This window comes from Methylomonas montana, assembly GCF_030490285.1.
In the GTDB taxonomy this organism is placed as follows: Bacteria; Pseudomonadota; Gammaproteobacteria; order Methylococcales; family Methylomonadaceae; genus Methylomonas; species Methylomonas montana.
Genome location: NZ_CP129884.1, coordinates 2,876,150 through 2,898,404, shown reverse-complemented (window position 1 = coordinate 2,898,404; position 22,255 = coordinate 2,876,150). Strand labels below are relative to the sequence as shown.

The following is a 22,255-nucleotide window of genomic DNA, read 5'->3' as shown; positions in this document are numbered from 1 at the left end:
TTAACGTCTAGGGTAGAGCAGGCGGATTGCGGGGGCTTAGTTTTCGTAACCAAATTCGCCGATAAAGGCTTGCAAATAGTCTGCGACTACAGGGTATTGCGATTGATAGCGCCGCCAGCGGCCGACGGACGACGAATACAGCGGTTGGGCCACTTGATTAAAGCTCGGGCTGGCGATGTATTTGCCCGCCGCATGTTTATGAAATTCGATTACCGCCGGGTCCCAGCGTAGATTAAGAAAGTCGAATACGTTGCGGAAAGCCTGTTCGAAATCGAAAACCGCGTCTTCATAACGGAACTCGATAAAGTCCATGGTCAATTGCGGTTTTACCGTCAGCCACCAATCCATGACTTGCGCATAAAACCGTGCCGTTCCGTCCCAGCTTAACAACTGTACCGTCGATGGCGTAGGCGTCATGGTCTGCATGAAGCAACTCAAACAGACGTCGCGAGGGTCGCGCAACAGAAACACTAATTTGGCATCCGGAAACAGGCAATTGATCAAGCCCAGATCAATAGTGTTCATCGTGGTTTTGTCCAGCAGCAAGCGCTTGCCGATTTTTTCGCCAAACAATGCGCGGGCGCGATGCCAATAAAATCGGCGTAAATGCAGCACGCCGGCTAAATCGAGCTGACGCAGTTGCTCGGCGAGACTACCTTGGCCGTTTGAGAGGCGGTTCAATTCCTTGACAACCGAAGCAATCAGATCGGTCTCATCAGCGACGAAAATATTCGGATGGGCGGCCAGCACTTCCTGGGTCAACGTGGTGCCGGTGCGCATAAAACCCAGCAAGAACACCGGCGCGGGTTGGTCGTCCGGAAAACAGGTGTTCGACCAGCGCCCGAGTAGTTCACGGTCGAATTCGCGGCGGTGGCTTGCCAGCATGTTCGGTACTAAATCCGGGTCTTGGCGCTTTACTTCCGGCAAGCGTGGCGCGATCTCGGCCGCGGCATGCAGATGGGCAAACACCTGATCGTAATCGCCAAGTTTATCCAGGATGCGCGCCAGTTCCTTATGCGCCCGAAATTGCTCTTCGATCGTTAATAAGGGATTTTGCAAAACCTTTCCCAGGCGTTGCTTAGCCTCCGGATTCAGGCCGTCCGCAGCTTCCAGCGTGGCCAACAAAATGGTCAGCATGGCGCTATTGGGCACCAGCTTTAATGCCTGTCTGCCTGCCGCCAAAGCGGATTTTTTTTGGTTCAGGCGCGAGTGAGTCAAGGCTAGCAATTGATAGCCTCGAACCGCTCCGGGATTAATTTGGACGGCTTGCCGACATACTTCGAGTGAGCCGGGAAAATCGCTCCAGTATTGCAACTGGTCGGCCAAATCCAATGCCAAGCCGATGTCGCGGCTTTTGCGGGCTTTTTTCAATAATAGCTGCCCGGACTGACGTAAATGCGCCAGACCTTCATTTTTCTTGCCTAGCCAGCATAAGGACTGCCCTAGGCAAGCCTTGATTTGCGGGTCCTTGGGATTGTCGGCCGCCGCTTTGGCAAACCACTCCACGGCAGATCCGAAATCCTTATTTTGAACGGCGGCTTGGCCGAGTTGCATGAACGGGTTCATCGTGTTAATCGTTTTTTATTTCAAAATGTAACAGTCTATCGATGCTGGGGGCGCCATCAAAAAACCCGTTCGGCCCTTAAGGCCGAACGGGTCGATAGTGCCGACCTTGGCTACAAGCTTACGCGAGTGTGCGTTTACGACGCCGTAAGCCGATGAAGCCGGTCAGCGCGCTACCAAACAGCCATACCGCGCCCGGAATCGGAACCGGTGCGGCCGTGATGGTCAACTGGTAATCGTTGCGTGTTTCGATCCAATCGCCACCTTGATAGCCGCCCAGCAAGATGGTGTATATCTTGCCGGCTTCGGCAGTAAAGGTGGCACTGTTGCCAAACACGTCATCGAGAATTAACGTCGTCAGGCCGCTGCCGCCGAAAGGGTTGGGATCGGTGATCTGGGTGTCGTTATTGCCGACCGCGTCCGCGCTGGTTGGATCTATGGTATGCCAGGCGCCATGGTGGGTATAATTGGTAGTACCGGTGTTTTTGCCTTCAAATACGGTAAAGCCGTAATCCGGGGTTTCGTTTAAGGCGCCATTGCCGAGCAGGCTGGAGATGGACAATGTCACGGTCTGAGTCACATTCGATTTGAATAAACCGATGTCGGTATCGTGTTTCCAGCCATCGCTGGTACCGTCGTGCCAAGCACCTTTCGCGGTATCGATATCGGCGTAGTTAAAGGTGGTGCCGTCCGCCAGCACGGTGCCGCCGTAACGAGTATTGGAATCCAGTCTCGATACTGTGGCGGTTTCGTCGGCGCCGATTACCGCCGTCCAGTTCAATGTTTGGGTGCCGGCATAGTTGAAGTTGGCATCGGTGCGGGCGTCGTTGCCAACCCAGGCTACGGCACCATTGCCGGCCGCAACGACTTTGGTCGGGTTGTTACTGGTGGCAGGGCCGGCTCCGCAACTGCTGCCGGCAGAACCGCAAGCATTGGCCGCGGTTCTCATCCAGCCGTCCGTGCCGTTGCCACCCGATACCAAGGCGTTGGGAGCGGAGCGGTCATGGTTGAACGCGTTGTAAGATACGGTCGCAGCCGCGGCGGTTGAACTGGAAATTGCCGTCATCGTGACGCTGGTAAGGGCAAGCGCCACTGCCTGAGATAACTTGGTTTTTAGCATGTATTTGCCTCGCAAGCTTGGTTATCGGCCGGTTCGTAATTAGGGGCGGGATCGCCGGCCTGGATTAAGTCAGGAAGAGGCGGCTTGACAGTCTTGAGGCAAGATTTCAAGCTTTCCGAACCCGCTTTACAACGAGTGTGGCTTTAACTCTTCTGTGGAACGTGCAGGCTCTTCGGCCTGGCACATATTGCTAAAAGCATTTTTTGGGCCATAAATAACTCATTGAATTTTAATGATTTAATGGCTTTTAATAGCAAATATACGGGATATGCCATATCAGGTGTGTGGAATCCCTTGATTCTCGGCGGCTATAACAGTCTGCCATTCGCTTTCAGACGCATTTAAAAGCCGAAACTCCAGGTGGCATTTAGCGTGCCTTCCCGTTCGAGTTGGTGGCCGTTAAAGTCATCCGCGACTGGTTGTACCCATTCAACGCTGAGATGGTGTCCGGCAAGCGGTCCGACGGGGAGGACCGCATTTAGTCCGAAGCCGACATCCCAGAAGCGGCCGCCGTAATTACCGGCGTAGTCGACGCTCGATGTCAGCGAGTGTGCTCGATTAAACTGGCCTTTGATGGCACCTTGTTCGGTATAGATGCCGCGAACGGAAGCGGACAGGCCATTGATAATATTGAAGCTGCCCCATGCGGTAGACGTAAACGCGTCGCCCAATGCATAGCCGACGCGATTTTGATTTTGCATGCGTTTAATGCCGCTCAATTGCGCGCCCCATGACCAGCCTTCGAACTGGCCGGTATAGGTCAGACTGGGTCTGAAATCCCAAGTGCCGCTGCCAAGCTGCATGCCGTAATCCTGTAATTCGCTGGTCGGCGTGTCCTGCCCGTCAACCGTCACTTCGGTGCTGCCGGTCGGTACGCTGACGCCCAAGCCTAAATGCAGATGATGGCCAGGTACGTCGAACACTTTGATCATGGCCGCCATCAGGGTATCGCCCAAGCCGCCGCTACTGTGGCCGCCGCCGTGGCTGTTGGCGGCTGTGGCGCCGGGAACCTCCGACAGCGACATTTTCATGTCCATGATTTGCGGCATCAGCATTAAATTCAGCCAATCTGTGGGGGCGTACATGAGGTCGAGCATGTGCATGTTCATGCTCATTTCGCTAGGTCGCGTCGCGCATTGGTAGCCGCCACAGGCGGTGTTCAGCAGCGAGGCGTCGCTGACTGCGTGGCCTCCCGATTGCATAGCGCCGGTCTGGTTGGTGTAAGCGTATCGGTAACCGACCATCAACTCGCCGGGGTTGTGCATCATGTGGCCGAACATCACGCCGGCCGGTAAGGGTGGGCCTTGGTGATGGTGCATGTGCTGTGCATGCCGGTCGTCGGCTTGGGATGCCAGCGCGGACAGATTGACATTCAGGTTGGCGTGAACCATGTAATAGCTGTAATCGGCATAACTGTTATCGCTGCCGCCGCCCAGTTTCAAGTCGCTTTGCCGGGTGTAATACTCAAAGCCGGCATCGAGTGCGACGCCCTTATTGAATTGTTTTTTGAAGTTAATTCCGCCGCTGAAGGCGCCAAAATCGGCCAGCCGAAAATCGCTGGAATAATGGCCATCGGCGCGCGGCGCTAAGAAATACGGTGCGAAAAAATCGGCTTGAGATTGCGAGTAATACCTAAAACTCGGGGTGATGGTAAAACCTAGCGGCAGCGACTGATGCCATTTCAGCTCGAAGGTATGTGAATTGATACCCCAGTCATCGGTATAAAAACGGTAATCGAAATGCAACGAGGCATCCAGCGCGGGAATGTGCTGATTGAGGCGATTGGAAAAAGACCATTGCTGACGTTGATCCGGCCTGACCTCGCGGAACAACTCCAGGCCGACCATTTCCAGTTTGGTGATGGCGTTCCAGTCAATAGCGGCGCCCGAAGAGGCTTGTTCTATTGTGTAATATTCTTCCGGCGTGACTTCCCCACGAACGTAGACGTATTTATAGGGGTTGCTTAAGTAGCCGGTTTGATTGGTGTAGCCGGCGGTCGATTGAAATAGTGTGTTCTTGCCCAGTACTTGCGCTAGGCCGAGGTTAACGCCATGCGATGTGCTGCTCGCGTTCAAGGCCGAATAATTGGGCGAATTATCGTTTAGTCCGTGAACGTGGCCGCCGTCCGCGCTATGGATATTGTCGGTGCTGCGGGTGATTCGGTTGCTGGCGGTGTTATAGCCGATAGACAAAGTCGTCAGCTTATTATTGAATTCGCGGCTGAAATTGACCGAGCCGAAATCGGAAAGAAAGTCGGGTTCTTCGGATTTGCCGCCGGAAAAGGCCAAAGTGCTATTGTCGAAGTAATATTTGCCGCTGAATGTCGGCATAGTGCGGGTTTCTAGCGGTTGTTCCTGATATTTCTGCACGACAGACGACATCGAGGGCGTGGCGCGGTTAAGAACCGCTCGGTAGGCGGCGATGGTCAGTTGTTTGGTCAATTCGGCTTGCAGCTGGGTAAAGCTGGCGTTCAAATCGCTTTCCAGCGTGGATCGATAGGCGTCGAACGCCGTTTGCCAGGCTGCCGCGCCGGGATTGCCGGATATCACTTCTTGGTAGACGATTAAATTGACGTCGTCCATCCGCATTTTGTACGGAAATCCAGGCGTGATGAATGAATCCGGCTCGCCGACAAAATGTATCCAAAACGCCTTGATATCGTTGTTTTGAAAACTGCTATTCAGGGTTAATGTGCCGTTTTGAACATCCGTGCCAACATTGCCGACACCAATATTATTCACGAGTTGGTAAGCGATTTTAGAGCCGTAGTTAGTCCCGTCGCCGCCGGACAGATTGGGGTTGTCGGCTTGACTAAAGCCCAGGATTTCCCAGGCTCCTTGCCGCCGGTTGCCAGCCGCGATTCCCCAAGGCGCGGAAAAATTCATGTCCGCCAATTTGAACGCCGCGCCGTCGGTACGGCGAATATAGATGCCCGAAGAATCGTTGTGGTAGGCCACTTCATACAATGGCGTCACGCCATCCGCGGCAAGGGCATTAAGCTCCTGATGCAGATGGTTGGTCGGATTAGCGTCGCTGACCACACCCATCACAAAACCGGACTCCGCATAACAGTCTGCGCACGATCCGTTCGCGGCGATATTGGCATGTCCACCGTAGGCCGCCTGAGTCATGCCGTCGAAGTTGATCGTGACGTTTTCTGGGGTAATCGTCGTGAGGCTGCCGGGCGGTTGCGGATTTTGCGCGGTGTAATCGTTTAGCGACGCTGTCAAGGCCGACGATTTTTGTTCGGCAATACCGGCATCCAGTGCCGTCTTGCCGGGATCGTAAATATCCCGAAATTCCTCGAAGGTGTTGAGCCCGCCTAAAATAGTCAGCCCGCCGGCGCTGATGCCTTGCGAAGCAGCCGAGACAATATCGACGGAACCCAGCCGCCCGTCGTTATAGTTGGGCTGGTTGATCATGCTGGTCGGCACGCTAAACGCCGGCGTCGCGCCGCTGTAGGTATCGCGATCGATACTGAAAGACAGTTCCAGTCGGTCGGCAAACGGGACCGTCACATCGGCATGATAAACGTCGACGCGCATGCGGTCGTCGCTTTCCTGGTAATGGCCGTATTGAACATTGGCTTCGGCTTGGGCGATGGGTGCCGCTGCGTGAGCGGTAATGCCGGACAGGCCGAGTGCGGCCGATGTCAAAGCCGCTAAAGCCGCACTGCTTTCGGATTTAGTTGCAACCACAACCGCCTCCGCTGCCGCTGTGTCCACCTTGCGAAGCCTCCTTGCTGGTAAAGATATGATCGCGGAAATGCGTCAAATTCGGGTTTGGGGTGATGGCCATTTCTTGTTTGGCTAAATTGCCCCGTTCCCACGGCGACACGCCCGCGCACCCCTGGATGGCAAGGGCGGCGCAACACATTGAAAACATAAGCATCCCTTTAAACTGGTGCATCGAAACTCCCTGGGTCTTACTCGCCAAGCAAGGTTATGATTTGCGCTCTTAATCGGGCTTGGTCGTCTTCCCGAAAGCCGAGATGTATTTTTCGGATCGTGCCGGATTTATCCAGCAAATAAGATGAAGGCATCGCTTTGACCTGATAGATTTTTGGACACTCACCCTGAGGGTCGAACGCGATCGGATAATCAACCGGGTGCTGGCTTAAAAACTGAGTCACGCTGTCGCTGTCTTCGTCCAGATTGATTGCCACCACTTCAAAACCTTCTTTCAGAAACTCCTGGCGTAAGTCATTGAAAAAAGGCATCGACTTAATGCACGGCGGGCACCAGGTGGCCCAAAAATCCAACAAGACGACCTTGCCTTTGTAAGCGTTGGGATCAATCGACTTTTTGGTTTCCGAGAGCATGGCCGGGCAGGCGGGGGCGGTTTGACCTTCTTCGGCGGCGTTTGCCGGAACATTGCCGAGCAGTAAAAAAAATGCAAGAAGCGATGGATTATTCATGATGTAGAAAGCTAAGGCCTTGGAATTGGATGACTTCAGCAAGCACGAATTATGCCCAGCGTAACTTTTGGCTAGGATGACGTTTTGGCAGGGAAGAATGGCACGGGCAAGCAGCATGACGATCGGCTTGTCGGTTGCAACGAGCGGCCGGCTGACAGACGCGAGGCATATTCGCTATTTGCGGGCCGGTAAATAACACAGTTAAATTAATCCGCTTAGTTTTCGAGTTAGTTTTGCTGGTTCAAGCTGGGCATCATTATGATTGATAAAGGATTAAATATTATGGTCCGTATATTGCTTTATTTGAATGGCGCAAAGTGAGTTGCGTAACCTGGGGGTAGGCGACAGCTGAATGGTCAATTGCCTGGTGATTCTTTGGTAATGATTAACCAGGGAATTGATGGCGAAACATATCTTTTTGAATGAATTAACCCAAGTAAGGAGTATGGATAAATGAAACAATTAACAACAATCAGCGCGCTGCTGATTGCCGGCATGGCGTCGGTTTCTGGCGCGGCATCCGCTGCGATAACCACCACGACTATCAATTTCGATGGCTTGAATCAAGCAGCCTATGGCGGGCATTCCAATATTGCCGCAACCGGCGTGTGCGCGGACTGTTACGCAGAGTCCGGTTTTGTGCTGGGCGTGGTTAGCGACGCCAATCCCACCAACCATCTGCATCAGGAGCTTAACGACATTGCGGCGGATGGCGTAACGCCGCTGTATGAAGTGGCTTATCACAATGACTCGTCCGGGATTTATATGCGCGCGGTCGATGGCAGCGCATTCTCATTGCAACAAATGACTTTTTCGGCGCCATGGGGCGTGAGTGCCGGCAATGCACGCGGCGGGTCCTGGGAGATTCTGGGTTTTAGCCAGGCGGATAACGCGAATTTATCCAGCGGCGACGGTACCAACTATGCCACCCGTGTGGCGTATCAGACTGTCGCGAACAGCGCCACGAACAATTTTAGCGGCACGCTGGCGTTGAATAGCGGTTTTCAAGACATCAGCGCATTCTGGATTCATTTTATCGGCGAGCCGGATTCTTTCGTGACGTCTGGGCTGCCTTACAAAATGCGGCTCGACAATGTCGTGATTCAACAAACTTCCGCTGTTCCGGTGCCCGCGGCGGTGTGGATGTTTGGCAGCGGCTTGCTGGGATTGTTGTCTTTCGGAAGAAAGAAAAATCTGTCTTTAGCGGCCTAGTTTTACAACACGATTATTGTTGGGTCAGCGGGGTGGGAGCCGGTCGGTTCCCGCCCCGTTTTTTTTGCGCACGAGGTGCGACAGCGTTTTATCGGGCTGTTTTAGGTCTGAATGTGCGGGATTTGCATGCCCATTTAATACGGGTGTGGCAAATGGCGTATTAACTCTAGGGTTTAACTGGAAAGATCAGCGTCGGATTTTCTATAAGTATCTGTTTTTTATTTTTATTGTGGAAATGGTTTGTTTATTGCTGAAGCGATACAGGTTTCGATTGTTGAAACCAATAGGTTTGAATTTTGACGAGGTAATTATGCGAATGATGATGAAGATTGGCTGGATCGTGGCGGGCTGCTTGCTTGGTTTGCCATGGGCTGTGGCCCACGGCCCGCAGCCCATGCCGTTACAAAACGTTCCTATCCCGCATGTGGCTGGAACCTTGGGTGACGTGCCGGTTAACTTTTTAGCGACGGACGGTTCGGATCCTATCGTCATCGATAAGCAAAAAGCCATCGCTTTGGGTAAGGCTTTGTTTTGGGATGTCAATGTCGGTAGCGACGGCATGGCCTGCGGCTCCTGCCATTTCCATGCCGGCGCGGACAATCGGGTGAAAAATCAAATCAATCCAGGCTTGAAAGGCAGCACGGCTACTGCGGAATCGTTCGAACGCCTGCCTTCCAGCGTCGATAGCGGCGGCCCGAATTACACCTTAAAAGCCAGCGATTTTCCGACTTTCCGCTTTAACGATCCATTGAACAAGGCCAGCGGCGTGGCTTTTTCGACCGATGACGTGGTGTCTTCGGCCGGCACCTTTAGCGGCGACTTTAGCGGCGTTTCGAAATTTAGCGGCGAGCAGGATCAGTGCGCACGTAGTGCCGACCCGATATTTCATATCGACGGCACCGGCACGCGGCGGGTTGAGCCGAGAAACGCGCCGACAGTCGTCAATTCTATTTTCAATTACCGGAATTTTTGGGATGGCCGCGCCAACAATATTTATAACGGTAGCAATCCCTGGGGCGCGCGCGATGCCGATGCCGGCGTCTGGGTCAAAATCGGCTCCAGAACGGCGGCTAAAAAGAAGCTGAGATTGGAAAATGCGGCATTGGCGTCTTTGGCCATGGGGCCGGCGTTAAGTGATCTGGAAATGTCTTGCCGCAGCAGGCAATGGCCCGACATCGGTCGAAAGCTGTTGTCGCGCCAGCCCTTGCAAAATCAGCGAGTGCATCACCAAGACAGCGTGTTGGGCGCCTTGAGCTTCAGCACGCAGGGTAATCTTAAACCGGGTTTGAATACCACTTATAAAAACCTGATCATGGGAGCATTCAATCCCAAGTTCTGGTCGTTTAGTTCAACGGGGCCGTTTGGGACGGCGCTGGATCACGAGCCTTACAATCAGATGGAGGCCAATTTTTCGATGTTCTTCGGTATCGCGCTGCAACTGTATCAAGGCACGCTGGTATCGGATCAGGCGCCGATCGATTTGACCCCGCGCGACCCCATCACGCATATGCCGACCTGGGAGGGCATGGGCAAAAGCGCTGCCGAAATCACTTCCTTGAACAACGGTTTGGCAACATTTACGAATAATCACTGTAACTTGTGTCACTCGGGGCCTGTGTTGACGACCGCAGCGATCGCATTGAACAGTGCGCTAGTCACCGAAACGCCCAACGCGTTCTACGGTCCCGATTTGGCGATACCATTCGGCCCCGACGCCTTGGGGCCGGACGCCGGCGCGTATGCGGCCGGCATTAGTCCGCATGTCAGTGTGGTCACGCGCAATACCACGGTGGGCGGGATCAAACTGATGGATCTTGGCTTTGCCAATACCGGGGTGGCTGATCCGGCTGCCGATCCGGGCTTGGGTGGACTGGACGACTTCGGTAATCCTTTGTCCTACTCGGATCAATACGTTCAATACTTGTTGGGCAATTATTCAAACATTAAGGATACGGCGGTCAAAACCGTGCGTAGCTGCGATTTTCTGGTCGAGATCGCTAAAAACGTCACGACCACTAATCTGGTGATATTCACGGCACCCAACGGCATTCAGCCGGATGGCTCCAGGGAAAATGCCTTGAGAGACCAGGATTGTATTAACGATTTCGCGCTCAAGGGCAATATTCCGACAATTGCCGCTGCTAATGACGCGCTGAGTTCGGCGCCGTTGAAACTGGGTGTTGCTAAAACAGCGGCATTTAAAATTCCAAGCTTGCGCAATATCGAGCTTACCGGTCCTTATATGCATAACGGCAGTATGTCGACCTTGGAGCAGGTCATTGAGTTTTATGCCCGCAAAGGCAATAACGATAATGTAGACAGACACACCCTGGTTTCCAATATTGCCTTGGCAAATGCACCCGAGCAGCGTGCCGATTTAATTGCGCTGTTAAAGACCTTTACCGATGAAAGAGTGCGTTATGAAAAAGCGCCTTTCGATCATCCGGAAATCAAGGTGCCCAATGGCCATGCCGGAGATCATCTCCAGGTTACGGCAGGCAATCCATTAAACGCCGAATTGGCTCGCGAAGATTTTCTGCTGATCCCGGCGGTGGGTGCTAATGGTGCGCAAAGCCCGATTCTGCCGTTCGAAAATTATTTGCAGGCCCCTTAACTTAATCAATTATGCCAGCCATCGCCAAGCCGGCAAACCTGCCGGCCTGGCGATGGCATGGTGACGCTAGGATTTAGATATGAAAAAAAACAGTAACAATCATGCAAGACTGACCGGTCTGGCGGCATTAATTTGGCTGGCGGTTGGCGGGCATGCGCAGGCGAGCAGTTCGTTCAATAGCCAGGCCACCATTTCGTTCAGCCTTGGCAGCGCGGCAAATGCTGTCACGGTCGCAAGCGCATACGCGCCGGCCGATCCCGGCTATTCCTATATCTTTCAAGCCCCCGGCAGTATCGGCGAGATATTACCGGCTCCGGATAATGCGATAGCGATTCCCGCTCTTGGTCTGGATGCCGCGCATACATTTGCGGTGAGTGGTTATGCGACGGCGGGCAGTTTCAGTTCACAGCATATCGGTTGGTATCAACTGGATTTTTTAAATCAAAGTTCCCAAGATCAACAAGTAGCATTAACGCTTAGTTACACGATGCAAACGCTTATCCAAGGCGAGGCCGATAGCGATGTGGTCATTGATTTTTCGGATGGCGATGCTTTATTGGCCAATGCGTTTTTTAACAACGGTTTGTTAAATGTCGAGGCTTACGATCCCGCCATTGCGATCGCTAGCGATAAAAGTGCTATCACTTACAGCTTTGCGCTCGCGCAAGGGGAGGCGAGAACCTTTTATGCCGATGTGACGATTAACGCTGCCTTGCAGCCCGCTCCGGTGCCGTTGCCGGCCGCCGCATGGTCGTTTTTGATCGGCTTGATGGGCTTGCTTGGCGTAAAAAAACGCAAGTCGGCGAATTCTGCGTTAGCTTAAAGTCACTCGCTACGAATCGACGTGTTTGCTTCGTAGCGGGATTTTTCTCCATTAAACCACGCGGTCGGGTAACGCTTGGCCGTTAAAAAAAGCCGCCAGATTTTCGAGTACTTTTTCACCCATCGCGGTACGCGTCGCAATCGTGGCGCTGCCTAGGTGCGGCAGCAGAGAGACATTGTCCAGCGTCAAAAAGCCGGGATCGATGTTGGGTTCGCCTTCATACACATCCAGACCGGCGCCGGCAATGCGTTTTTCCCGCAAGGTATTGATTAAGGCTTTGCTATCGACGACATCGCCGCGCGCGGTGTTAATCAAATGCGCGCTCGGTTTCATCAAGCGTAAGCTGTTTTCATTGATTAAATGCCGAGTGTCATTACCACCCGGACAATGTAACGACACATAATCGCATTGCGGCAACAACTCTTCCAGGGTCTCGCAGCGTACCGCTTGCAGTTCGTCGACGATGGCTTGATCGGCCGGGCTGGGTTTGAAATACAGAATCTTCATGCCAAAGCCGTGATGGGCCTTGCGAGCCATGGCCTGAGCGATGCGGCCGAAACCGATCAGCCCCAGCGTGGCGCCGGTGACGTCGCTGCTCATCATATGGGTCGGACACCAGCCGGTCCATTGCCCGGCGCGCACCAGTCGGTCGCCCTCGGCGCCGCGCCGCGCCGACATCAGCAGCAAGGTCATCGCGATATCGGCAGTGCTTTGCGTCAATACGCCCGGAGTGTTGGTGACGATCAAGCCTTGTTGCCTGGCGGCATTGATGTCGATGTGGTTAAAGCCCACGCCAAAGTTACCCAGAATCTTGCAGCGTTTATTGCCGACATTCAACACCTCGGCCGGTAGCGAGTCGCAGACGCTGGGGCAAACCGCATCGTAATTTTGCAGCGCTGATTTGAATTCGTCGGCGCTAAGCGGATGATCGTCTTGGTTCAAGGTCGTGTCGTAGAGGTCCAGCAATTTGGCTTCGACGCTAGCCGGCCAGCGGCGGCTGATCAGGACTTTTGGCTTGCTCATGGGCTTCCCTATCGTAAAAAAACGGAATTTCTTCTTAGTATAAAGCAAGCCGTCATGGCGTGTGATACCCGAGTCAGCGCTTGTTATCGGCTTGGGGGTGTTGGTTTGGCCGCCGATTAACGTGGCCCAGGAGGGGCGGGAGCAGGCTTTTAAGAAACGGGCGATGGTAGAAGAACTGCGGAATTTATATCGATCTGTCGGTTGGTATTGAAAATCGAATCAACGGGCGGCGGATCAAACCTGCCGCCCGTTGTTGCCGATCGGTTTTATTTGGCGCTTGAACGGTAGTATTCGATCGCCGCCGCGACGCCGCTACCGGCTTTGATGTCGAAGCCGTTATCCAGCATCGCCATTTCCACGCCAGCAATCGCGCCCAACAGGGACACGTCGTTCATGTCGCCGACGTGGCCGATGCGGAATACCTTGCCGGCTACTTCGCTCAGGCCAGCGCCCAGCGAGATGTTGTATTTGCTGTAAGCGGTGCCGATCACATGGCGGGCATCCTTGTCGGCCGGTACCACGATCGCGGTGACGGTGTCGGAATCCCAGCCGGCTTGCGCGCAAGTTTGCAAGCCCCAGGCCGCCACTGCGCGGCGTACGCCTTCGCCCAAGCGGTGGTGGCGGGCATAAACATTGTCAATGCCTTCTTCCAGCAGCAATTCCAGTGCTTTGCGTAGGCCATACAGCATCGGGGTGGATGGCGTGTAGGGGGTGTAGCCGTCTTTGTTGGATGCAGCCATGTCTTTCAACGAAAAGAACGAACGCGGGAAGTTGCTGTTATCGACGGCCGCCAGGGCTTTTTGGCTGAAGCCCAGAATCGCCAAACCGGCCGGCAGCATGAAGCCTTTTTGCGAACCGGCGATGGATGCGTCCACGCCCCATTCGTCCTGGCGGAAATCGATACTGCCAATGGAGCTAACGCCGTCCACGAATAGCAGAGCAGGATGGCCGGCCGCGTCCAGTGCCTTGCGGACGCCGGGAATGTCGCTGGTCACGCCGGTCGAGGTTTCGTTATGGGTGGCCAGGACGGCCTTGATCTCGTGGTTTTTGTCTTCTTTCAGGCGCGCTTCCAGATGGTCCAAAGGAATGCCTTTGCCCCATTCGACTTGGTGGATTTCCACGTCAAAGCCCAATTTTCTGGCGGCTTCCGCCCATAAATGGCCGAATTGGCCGAAACGGTAAATCAATACTTTATCGCCTTGATTCAGGCAGTTGGTCATCGCCACTTCCCAGCCGGCGGTACCGGTGGCCGGGAACACGAAGCATTGGCCGGTTTCGGTGCGGAACACTTTTTTCAGGTCTTCCAGAATCGGCGCCAGCAATTTGGGGAAAATCGGCGAACGGTGATCTTCCATCGGCACATGCATCGCGCTCAGAATTTCATGTGGGGTATTGGTTGGACCTGGAACAAAAAGGTGATTGCGACCCGCCATCTGGTTTCTCCTTGGAATTTTGGAAGCGTAGAAAATCGCGGGATGGTGCCACAGAAGGCGGTTTTGAGCAAGTCGGGGTTCATATTTACCAGGCTTAGGTGGGTGTCGGAATCACGGTAGCGGCTCGATCGCTTCCCAGTTGGCGGATTTACTGCTAAAACGGCGAGAAAAACATTAAAACTCCGCCGCCATGCAAGCACCCGATCAAACCAAGCCGCATTTACCGCTCTGGCTACTGCCGGTGTTCAATTTTCTGCTGGCTTTGGCAGCCACACTTAGCTTCACGCTGTTTGCCTTCATCCAAGATCCGCATCCCGATGCATTTCGGGCCGAGCCAACCTGGACAAGTTTGGATTTTTGGAAGTATCCCATCGAACGCAATGCCTTTCGCCGACTGCCGGTGATTGGCGCAAAATTGAACGATATCGCCGTATCGGCGGATGGTTCGCGAATGTGGGCGGTGGGTGGAAGTGGCTTGTTTGGTGATGTCACTATTGTTTACAGTCATGATAGTGGAAAACATTGGCAACCCGCGACAATAGCCTGGCAGGCTAACGGTAATACTGAGGCTAATTCATCCAGCGCATTCGCAGCCCAATCCGCGAACTCGCCAGCTCAGGCTAAAGTCGCCACAGCCAACGAGGTCGAGCCAATCGTTCTAAGGCGTCTGAACCGCATTTCATTCATCGACGACAACCGCGGCTGGGCGGTGGGAGTCGGCGGCACGATCCTGAACAGTGCCGATGGCGGCCAAACCTGGCGAATGCAGAGTAGTGGCACGCGGGCATCGCTGAACGCGGTGCAATTTCTCGGCGATGGCCAGCGCGGCTGGGCGGTGGGAGACAATGGCACTATCCTGAGTAGCGCCGATGGCGGCCAAACCTGGCAAATGCAGAGCAGCGGCACACAGACATGGCTGAGCGCCGTGCAATTTCTCGGCGATGGCCGGCGCGGCTGGGCGGTGGGAAGCAGTGGCAGTATCCTAAGCAGCGCCGATGGCGGCCAAACCTGGCAAGCGCAGAGCAGCGGCACACAAGTGGAGCTAACCGCGGTGCAATTTCTCGGCAACGGCCAGCGCGGCTGGGTGGTGGGAAGCAGTGGCAGTATCCTAAGCAGCGCCGATGGCGGCCAAACCTGGCAAGCGAAGAACAGCGGGACGCAGGCGCTGCTGAGCGCCGTGCAATTTCTCGGCGATGGCCGGCGCGGCTGGGCGGTGGGAAGCAGTGGCAGTATCCTAAGCAGCGCCGATGGCGGCCAAACCTGGCAAGCGCAGAGCAGCGGCACACAAGTGGAGCTAACCGCGGTGCAATTTCTCGGCAACGGCCAGCACGGCTGGGTGGTGGGATACAATGGCACTATCCTGAGTAGCGCCGATAGCGGCCAAACCTGGTTGGCGCAGAGTAGCGGAATACAGACATGGCTGAGGGCCGTGCAGTTTCTCGGTGACGGTCAGCGCGGCTGGGCGGTGGGATACAATGGCTCTATCCTGAGTAGCGCCGATAGCGGCCAAACCTGGCAAGCGCAGAGCAGCGGCACGCAGTCATGGCTGAGCGCCGTGCAATTTCTCGGCGACGGCCAGCGCGGCTGGACGGTAGGACAGGATGGCACCATCCTGAGTAGCGTCGATGGCGGCCAAACCTGGCAAGCGCAGAACAGCGGGACGCAGGCGCCGCTGAGCACCGTGCAATTTCTCGGCGACGGCCAGCGCGGCTGGGCGGTGGGAAGCAATGGCACGATCCTCAGTACCGTCGATGGCGGTAAAACCTGGCAAACGCAGAGCAGCGGCACGCAGTCATGGCTGAGCGCCGTGCAATTTCTCGGCGATGGCCAGCGCGGCTGGGCGGTGGGAAGCAGGGGCAGTATCCTAAGCAGCGCCGATGGCGGCAAAACCTGGCAAGCGCAGAGTAGCGGCACACAGGCAGAGCTTAGGGCTGTGCAATTTCTCAGCGACGGTCAGCGCGGCTGGGCGGTGGGAAGCAATGGCACGATCCTCAGTACCGCCGTTGGCGGCAAAACCTGGCAAGCGCAGAGCGGTGACAAGCAGGCAGAGCTATCCGCCGTGCAAATCCTCGGGGATGGCCTGCGCGGCTGGGCGGTGGGAGACAATGGAACTATCCTGAGCAGCGCCGACGGCGGCCAAATCTGGCAAACGCAGAGTAGCGGCAAGCAGTCATGGCTGAGCGCCGTGCAATTTCTTGGCGACGGCCAGCGCGGCTGGGTGGTGGGAGAGGATGGCACCATCCTGAGTAGCGCCGATGGCGGTCAAGTCTGGCAAGATATTCACTATCGCAAAACGCCGGCGCCGTGGTTTTACGCTCTAGTCTGGTACCTTTGGGCTTGGCTGGTGCTTTCCGGTAAGCGTATGTTTAAAGCCCTTATGGGTAAGGCAGGATCGGATCAGACCGTCGAAAAATTTGGTCTCAACGCCATAGGTACCACTGACAACCCTGGTGGCCCGGCCAGTGCCGATTATCTGGGTAGTCTGCAATTGGCGCGCGATATTGCCGATTTTTTGCGCAACGAACACACCATGCCGCCGTTGACGTTGGCGATTACCGGTGATTGGGGCAGCGGCAAAAGCACGGTGATGACCTATCTGCAAGCGCAATTACGCCGGGCCGGCATGCGGCCCGTGTTATACAACGCCTGGCATCATCAGGAAGAACAGCAGGTTTTAGGCTCTATCCTCGAATGTGTGCGCCAACAAGCGACGCCGCGTTGGTGGCCATGGCTATTGCCGGCACTTTGGTTTCGGGCGCGCTCCCTTATTCATCGACGCTGGTGGTTGAAATTGCTGATTTTGATGTTGGCGGCGGCTTTGGTATTTCTGGCTAGCCATGCCGAGCGCCAGCAAACCGTGGTGGCATGGTGGCACGATCTTGCTGAACAGCTAAATCTGGAAAAGCCCGCGCTTCTGAGCGGGCGAGGCTATGCCAAGTTATGTCCGGCCGAGGCGGGCAGTTTGGACAAATCCAATCCAACCGTCGGCAAAACCGTTACCGAACTTAGTGCCGAGGAATGTCGGAAATTGGTATGCCTGGTGCAACCGCAATTGAAAAGTGAAGTGCAGCGGCCGGAGGACTGCGCCAAGGCAGTTCATTTCAATAACGATGCGGAATTTCTCGATGAAGTGGAGCGAGCATTCGGCATGTTGACCGACGAACGCCGGCAACTGATAACGGCGCAATTAGAGCACGCAGGCGATAGCAACTCGTCGTTGCCATTCTGGTTGATCACCGGCTTAGGTGGTTTGATGCCGCTGATACTGTTGATCATCAGAGCCTCGTCGATGTTCGGTTTGGCTAGCACCGATCTGCTGAAATCGGCTGTAAAAACGGTGGGCTTGACGGGGCCGGCCGAACCGTTGGGCACTCGGCAAATTTGGCAGCAACGTTTTCAGCGCCTGACCCATTTATTGGGCGGGAGAACCTTGGTGTTGTTCATTGACGATCTGGATCGTTGCCAGCGCGAACATGTGATGCGGGTGTTGGAAATCTTGAATTTTTTGGTGAATGCTGGCGATTTATACATCGTCTTGGGTGTGGCGCCTAAATATGTATTGGCCAACGTCAAATTACATTTTGAAGATTTGGCCAAGGCGCTGCACGAATTCGACGGTAACGGTGCTGAACAAGACAGTAGCCAAACCAAATCCAAGCCGCGCAATCTGGCCCGTTTTTACTTGCAAAAGCTGATCAATATCGAAGTGCCGGTACCGAAAGCAAGCCCTGAATCTATGCGTAAACTGCTGTTCGGCGAGGGTGGTGAAATTGACAGTGAGGCGCAGCGCGAGGAAAAGATTCAGAAGATTGGCGTTTATCTGGACTTGGGTTTGCAAATCGTGCTGGCAGTTGCTGTTTTGCTCGGAGCGGCTATTTACCCGTGGCCGAATAGTCAGCGGGTGAGCGAGTCTTCAGTGCAAAGCAGTTCAGCCGGCAATTCTACGAACCCCGCGCAGCGGGTTGCCAAGCCTGGTACTGCAGTCGGAACGGAGCAAACTGCTGCCCAACCTGATAGGGTTGAGCTCGTCGAATCGGGTTACTTCCGTCCTGCGCCGGAGGCATGGCCAACGTCGGCGCAATTGACAACATGGGGGTTAAGCCTGCTTGCCCTTTTTGGCGTGCTGTTCGCCGGGTTATTAGGGATATGGCGCGACCCCCAACGCTGGCAACAATGGCATTCCGCTTTCCAACGCTTCGGCAAAAGCTTTCGCCGTGAATTTGTCGGCGCCGAGCCGCTGAAAGATAGTGATGTGTTTAAGCAGGCTTTGGAGATCTGGATGCCGTTGATCGCGGCGGACCGTTCCGGCGTGATTCATGCCCCACGCATAATCAGGGCTTTTTTGAACCGTCTGCGTTTTTTAGCGGCGCGTTGGCCGAAGGACAGGCCGTATAGCGAGGCGCAACTGGTATCTCTGGCGGCGTTACATTTTCATTTGGGTGATGACGATTTCAAAAACGTTTTGGCGATAATTTTGTTGGATCACGGAACTAAGACCAATTGCAGTTACATTTCAAAGCATGTTGTACCTATTCTCGAGTGTCATTTAGATCGATTCGGCATGGCTGATGAAGAAGATCAGAACTTGTTCGAATATTTGATTTCTGGTCTGGAAATCCACAAACCCTAATCTGGTGCACCGTGCAAATTGACTTTACTCGGTCTGAAAGTAAAATGGCGAGCTATTTATTAATAGTCGGAGCGGCAAAAATAGCCGTTCGCTCTCTTACCTTAGGAATTGATACATGAGCCACACTTTATACGAAGCCAATGCCCAACGCGTTCAGCGCTGCGAATTGGCGGTGCCGGGTTCCAGCCCGGAAATGTTCGAAAAAGCCCTGAAAAGCGGTGTGGACTTCGTGTTTCTCGATCTGGAAGACGCCGTGGCGCCGGACGACAAACTGCAAGCGCGAAAAAACGTGATCCAGGCCATCAACGATCTGGACTGGAAAGCTCACGGCATCACCTTGTCCGTACGTATCAACGGTCTGGATACCCAATACATGGTGCGCGATGTGGTCGATCTGGTGGAACAGGCCGGCGCCAAAATCGACACCGTTTTGATTCCCAAGGTCGGTGTTTACGGCGATGTCTATATGGTGGATGCGATGTTGACCCAGCTGGAAATGCAGGAAGGTCTGAAAAACAAAATCGGCATCGAATGCCTGATCGAAACCGCGCTGGGCATGGCCAATGTCGAAGACATCGCCAAAAACGGCGCGATCGGCGGCCGGGTAGAAGCGCTGCATTTCGGCGTTGCCGATTATGCTGCCAGTAACCGTGCCCGTACCGTCAATATCGGCGGCTTGAACCCCGATTATCCCGGCGACCAATGGCATGCGGCGATCAGCCGGATGACGGTGGCCTGCCGTGCCTATGGTTTGCGTCCGATCGACGGCCCGTTCGGCGACATCAAAGACCCGGAAGGTTATAAAGCCGGCGCCCGCCGCGCAGCTGCGCTGGGTTGCGAAGGCAAATGGGCGATTCATCCCTCACAAATCGCGCTGGCTAACGAAGTGTTCACGCCGCCAGCCGCGGAAGTCGAAAAAGCTAAACGCATATTGGTCGCGTTGCAGGAAGCCGCCGCCCAAGGTAAAGGCGCCGCCGCACTGGACGGCCGCTTGATCGATGCCGCTTCCGAACGGATGGCGAACAACATCGTCCGCGCCGCCGAAGCGATTGCCGCGAAAACGAAATAATCCCAATGTAGGCTGGGTTATATGCAACGAAACCCGGCTTTAAGGCTGAAATGCTGGGTTTCGCCAATGCCCACCCAGCCTACGAGATTTCTATAATAATTCTTAGAGAGATACCATGGACATTCATGAGTACCAAGCAAAGCAATTGCTGGCCGAATATGGCGTCAAAATAGCCGACGGCGGATTGGCCTACAGCCCGGAAGATGCCATACAGCGTTCGCGCGAAATTGGCGGTCACGTCTGGGTGGTCAAGGCCCAGATTCACTCGGGTGCGCGCGGCAAAGCCGGCGGTATCAAAATCTGCAAAACCCACGAGGAAGTCAGCGATGCCGCCGAAGCCTTGCTAGGCAAACGTTTGGTGACCCATCAAACCGGTCCCGCCGGTAAACAATGCTTGCGCCTGTATATCGAAGCCGGCACCGACATCGCCAAGGAACTGTATTTCAGTTTGTTGATCGATCGCGCCCAAGAACGCATCGTCATGGTTGGTTCGGCGCAAGGCGGTATGGAAATCGAGGAACTGGCCGAAACCAATCCCGATGCGATCAAAAAAATCTATATCGAGCCGGCGGTGGGTTTGCAAGATTTTCAGGCGCGGGAAATGGCTTTCGCCTTGGGTTTGGAGCCCGATCAAATTCAGCATGCGGTGAAGCTGATTCAAGGCTGCTACCGCGCGATGCGCGAGCTGGATGCCAACATGGTCGAAATTAACCCGTTGGTGGTGACCGGCCACGGCGAACTGATCGCGCTGGACGCCAAAATGGGCTTTGATGATAACGCCTTGTTCCGTCGCCAAAAAATCTCCGAATTGCGCGACAAAACTCAGGAAGACCCGCGGGAAATGGCGGCGGCCGATAGAGGCCTCAGTTACGTTGGCTTGGACGGCGACATCGGCTGCATGATCAACGGCGCTGGTCTGGCGATGGCGACCATGGATATGATCAAATTGGCGGGCGGCGAACCGGCCAACTTCCTGGATGTCGGCGGCGGCGCTTCGGCCGAACGTACCGAAAAAGCCTTCCGCATGGTGTTGGCCGACAAAAACGTCAAGGCCATGCTGGTCAATATTTTTGCCGGTATCAATCGTTGCGACTGGATCGCCGAGGGTGTAGTGCAGGCCGTCAAAAACATCGATATGAAAGTGCCGCTGGTGGTGCGACTGTCCGGCACCAACGTTGAGCAAGGCCGTAAAATCATCGAAGACAGCGGTTTGCCCATCATCACTGCCGATACCTTGGCGGAAGCCGCCGAGAAAGCGGTTCAGGCCCGTAACGAAGTCGTCGCTGGTCGCTACCAGCCTCCTGCTTCGCGCGACACTATTACTTCCCTGTAAGGCGCAAGGTTAATCAACATGGCAATTTTTATCGATAAATCCACCCGCATCATCGTCCAGGGTTTCACCGGCAAGATCGGCACTTTCCATGCGCAAGACATGATCAACTACGGCTCCAATGTGGTCGGCGGCATCACACCCGGCAAGGGCGGTCAGAAACACCTGGATCGGCCGGTGTTCAACACCGTCAAGGAAGCGGTCGAACAAGCCGGTGCCGAAGCCAGCATCGTGTTCGTGCCGCCCGCTTATGCGGCCGATTCCATCATGGAAGCCGCCGAAGCCGGCATCAAATATTGCGTGGCAATCACCGACGGCATCCCGACCCAGGACATGATGAAGGTCAAAATCTTCCTGAGCCGTTTTCCCAAAGAACAGCGCATGGTGTTGACCGGCCCTAACTGCGCCGGCACCATCAGCCCCGGTAAATCGATGCTGGGCATCATGCCTGGCCATATCTATATTCCCGGCAACGTCGGCATCGTCGGCCGCTCCGGCACGCTGGGCTACGAAGCCGCCGACCAGATGAAACGACTGGGCATCGGCGTGTCGACTTCGGTCGGCATTGGCGGCGACCCGATCAACGGCAGCTCGCACCGCGACATTCTGGAGCGCTTCGAACAAGATCCTGAAACCAAGGTCGTGATGATGATAGGCGAGATCGGCGGCCCGCAAGAAGTCGAAGCCGGCATGTTTGCAAAGGAACATATGACCAAACCGGTCGTAGCCTATATCGCCGGTCTGACTGCGCCGAAAGGCCGCCGCATGGGGCATGCCGGCGCGATTATTTCCTCGACCGGCGAATCGGCGGCGGAAAAAGTCGAAATGCTGAAGGAACTGGGCGTCACCATCGCGCCAACGCCGGCGGCGATGGGCGAAACCGTCGCCAAAGTCTTGGCCAAGCTGTAACGCATCGTCAATCGGTTAGGCAAAAAGCCCGCATTGCGGGCTTTTTTATACCCGGTGGCCAAGCTATTCAGCTTCGCGGCTCAAACTGGTACCATCACTCCTTTTTGTCATT

Annotated in this window: 14 protein-coding genes; 7 read left to right on the top strand and 7 right to left on the bottom strand. The window is 54.9% G+C overall.

All coding sequences use genetic code 11. The annotated features are described in order from the left end of the window. Positions 1 to 36: 36 nt before the first annotated feature. The 5 genes from QZJ86_RS13325 to QZJ86_RS13305 all read right to left on the bottom strand — a co-directional run bounded on the left by QZJ86_RS13325 (position 37) and on the right by QZJ86_RS13305 (position 7,100). A complete protein-coding gene (locus tag QZJ86_RS13325) occupies positions 37 to 1,566 on the bottom strand; it encodes a tetratricopeptide repeat-containing sulfotransferase family protein (RefSeq protein WP_301670912.1) in 1,530 nt (509 codons plus the stop codon). 118 nt (positions 1,567 to 1,684) lie between these two features. Beyond that, entirely contained in the window at positions 1,685 to 2,683 is a 999-nt protein-coding gene (locus QZJ86_RS13320) for a VPLPA-CTERM sorting domain-containing protein (RefSeq protein WP_301670911.1), read from the bottom strand. Between the two features lie 341 nt (positions 2,684 to 3,024). Then, positions 3,025 to 6,381, bottom strand: a complete 3,357-nt coding sequence (locus QZJ86_RS13315) for a DUF3570 domain-containing protein (protein WP_301670910.1) — start codon at positions 6,379 to 6,381, stop codon at positions 3,025 to 3,027. Next, positions 6,368 to 6,592, bottom strand: coding sequence for a DUF4266 domain-containing protein (locus QZJ86_RS13310; protein ID WP_301670909.1), 225 nt, complete (start codon positions 6,590 to 6,592; stop codon positions 6,368 to 6,370). Before QZJ86_RS13310 ends, QZJ86_RS13315 begins: the two co-directional genes overlap by 14 nt. A 16-nt stretch (positions 6,593 to 6,608) precedes the next feature. Further along, positions 6,609 to 7,100 carry a TlpA disulfide reductase family protein gene (locus tag QZJ86_RS13305; protein WP_301670908.1) on the bottom strand — a complete coding sequence of 164 codons (492 nt, stop codon included), beginning with the start codon at positions 7,098 to 7,100 and terminating at the stop codon, positions 6,609 to 6,611. A gap of 453 nt (positions 7,101 to 7,553) precedes the next feature. Here QZJ86_RS13305 and QZJ86_RS13300 point away from each other — a divergent pair, with 453 nt between their 5' ends. From QZJ86_RS13300 to QZJ86_RS13290, 3 genes are all read left to right on the top strand, one after another. Next, complete coding sequence (locus QZJ86_RS13300; protein WP_301670907.1) at positions 7,554 to 8,312, top strand: hypothetical protein; 759 nt, start codon at positions 7,554 to 7,556, stop codon at positions 8,310 to 8,312. A 316-nt stretch (positions 8,313 to 8,628) separates the two neighbouring features. Beyond that, positions 8,629 to 10,926, top strand: coding sequence for a cytochrome c peroxidase (locus QZJ86_RS13295; protein WP_301670906.1), 2,298 nt, complete (start codon positions 8,629 to 8,631; stop codon positions 10,924 to 10,926). Between the two features lie 79 nt (positions 10,927 to 11,005). Next, complete coding sequence (locus QZJ86_RS13290) at positions 11,006 to 11,749, top strand: hypothetical protein (RefSeq protein ID WP_301670905.1); 744 nt, start codon at positions 11,006 to 11,008, stop codon at positions 11,747 to 11,749. A gap of 51 nt (positions 11,750 to 11,800) precedes the next feature. Here the strand turns inward: QZJ86_RS13290 and QZJ86_RS13285 are convergent, their stop codons facing one another. Both QZJ86_RS13285 and QZJ86_RS13280 read right to left on the bottom strand, forming a co-directional pair. Further along, entirely contained in the window at positions 11,801 to 12,772 is a 972-nt protein-coding gene (locus QZJ86_RS13285) for a 2-hydroxyacid dehydrogenase (RefSeq protein ID WP_301670904.1), read from the bottom strand. A 266-nt stretch (positions 12,773 to 13,038) separates the two neighbouring features. After that, positions 13,039 to 14,205, bottom strand: a complete 1,167-nt coding sequence (locus QZJ86_RS13280; RefSeq protein ID WP_301670903.1) for an aminotransferase class V-fold PLP-dependent enzyme — start codon at positions 14,203 to 14,205, stop codon at positions 13,039 to 13,041. 190 nt (positions 14,206 to 14,395) lie between these two features. On the opposite strand from QZJ86_RS13280, the gene QZJ86_RS13275 reads away from it, so the two are divergent. The 4 genes from QZJ86_RS13275 to sucD all read left to right on the top strand — a co-directional run bounded on the left by QZJ86_RS13275 (position 14,396) and on the right by sucD (position 22,143). Continuing rightward, positions 14,396 to 18,835, top strand: coding sequence for a YCF48-related protein (locus tag QZJ86_RS13275; RefSeq protein WP_301670902.1), 4,440 nt, complete (start codon positions 14,396 to 14,398; stop codon positions 18,833 to 18,835). Positions 18,836 to 18,950: 115 nt separating this feature from the next. Beyond that, positions 18,951 to 19,904: an HpcH/HpaI aldolase/citrate lyase family protein gene (locus QZJ86_RS13270; RefSeq protein ID WP_301670901.1), complete on the top strand. Its 954-nt coding sequence runs from the start codon at positions 18,951 to 18,953 to the stop codon at positions 19,902 to 19,904. Positions 19,905 to 20,019: 115 nt separating this feature from the next. Beyond that, on the top strand, positions 20,020 to 21,237 hold the full coding sequence (locus QZJ86_RS13265) for a malate--CoA ligase subunit beta (RefSeq protein WP_301670900.1): 1,218 nt from the start codon (positions 20,020 to 20,022) through the stop codon (positions 21,235 to 21,237). A gap of 18 nt (positions 21,238 to 21,255) precedes the next feature. Continuing rightward, positions 21,256 to 22,143 carry a succinate--CoA ligase subunit alpha gene (sucD, locus tag QZJ86_RS13260; RefSeq protein ID WP_301670899.1) on the top strand — a complete coding sequence of 296 codons (888 nt, stop codon included), beginning with the start codon at positions 21,256 to 21,258 and terminating at the stop codon, positions 22,141 to 22,143. Positions 22,144 to 22,255: the final 112 nt, after the last annotated feature.

Bases quoted from the DNA above. Each gene is read 5' to 3' on its own strand.
- QZJ86_RS13325 (WP_301670912.1), bottom strand. From the start codon at position 1,566: ATGAACCCGTTCATGCAACTCGGCCAAGCCGCCGTTCAAAATAAGGAT.
- QZJ86_RS13320 (WP_301670911.1), bottom strand. From the start codon at position 2,683: ATGCTAAAAACCAAGTTATCTCAGGCAGTGGCGCTTGCCCTTACCAGC.
- QZJ86_RS13310 (WP_301670909.1), bottom strand. From the start codon at position 6,592: ATGCACCAGTTTAAAGGGATGCTTATGTTTTCAATGTGTTGCGCCGCC.
- QZJ86_RS13305 (WP_301670908.1), bottom strand. From the start codon at position 7,100: ATGAATAATCCATCGCTTCTTGCATTTTTTTTACTGCTCGGCAATGTT.
- QZJ86_RS13300 (WP_301670907.1), top strand. From the start codon at position 7,554: ATGAAACAATTAACAACAATCAGCGCGCTGCTGATTGCCGGCATGGCG.
- QZJ86_RS13295 (WP_301670906.1), top strand. From the start codon at position 8,629: ATGATGATGAAGATTGGCTGGATCGTGGCGGGCTGCTTGCTTGGTTTG.
- QZJ86_RS13290 (WP_301670905.1), top strand. From the start codon at position 11,006: ATGAAAAAAAACAGTAACAATCATGCAAGACTGACCGGTCTGGCGGCA.
- QZJ86_RS13285 (WP_301670904.1), bottom strand. From the start codon at position 12,772: ATGAGCAAGCCAAAAGTCCTGATCAGCCGCCGCTGGCCGGCTAGCGTC.
- QZJ86_RS13280 (WP_301670903.1), bottom strand. From the start codon at position 14,205: ATGGCGGGTCGCAATCACCTTTTTGTTCCAGGTCCAACCAATACCCCA.
- QZJ86_RS13275 (WP_301670902.1), top strand. From the start codon at position 14,396: ATGCAAGCACCCGATCAAACCAAGCCGCATTTACCGCTCTGGCTACTG.
- QZJ86_RS13270 (WP_301670901.1), top strand. From the start codon at position 18,951: ATGAGCCACACTTTATACGAAGCCAATGCCCAACGCGTTCAGCGCTGC.
- QZJ86_RS13265 (WP_301670900.1), top strand. From the start codon at position 20,020: ATGGACATTCATGAGTACCAAGCAAAGCAATTGCTGGCCGAATATGGC.
- sucD (WP_301670899.1), top strand. From the start codon at position 21,256: ATGGCAATTTTTATCGATAAATCCACCCGCATCATCGTCCAGGGTTTC.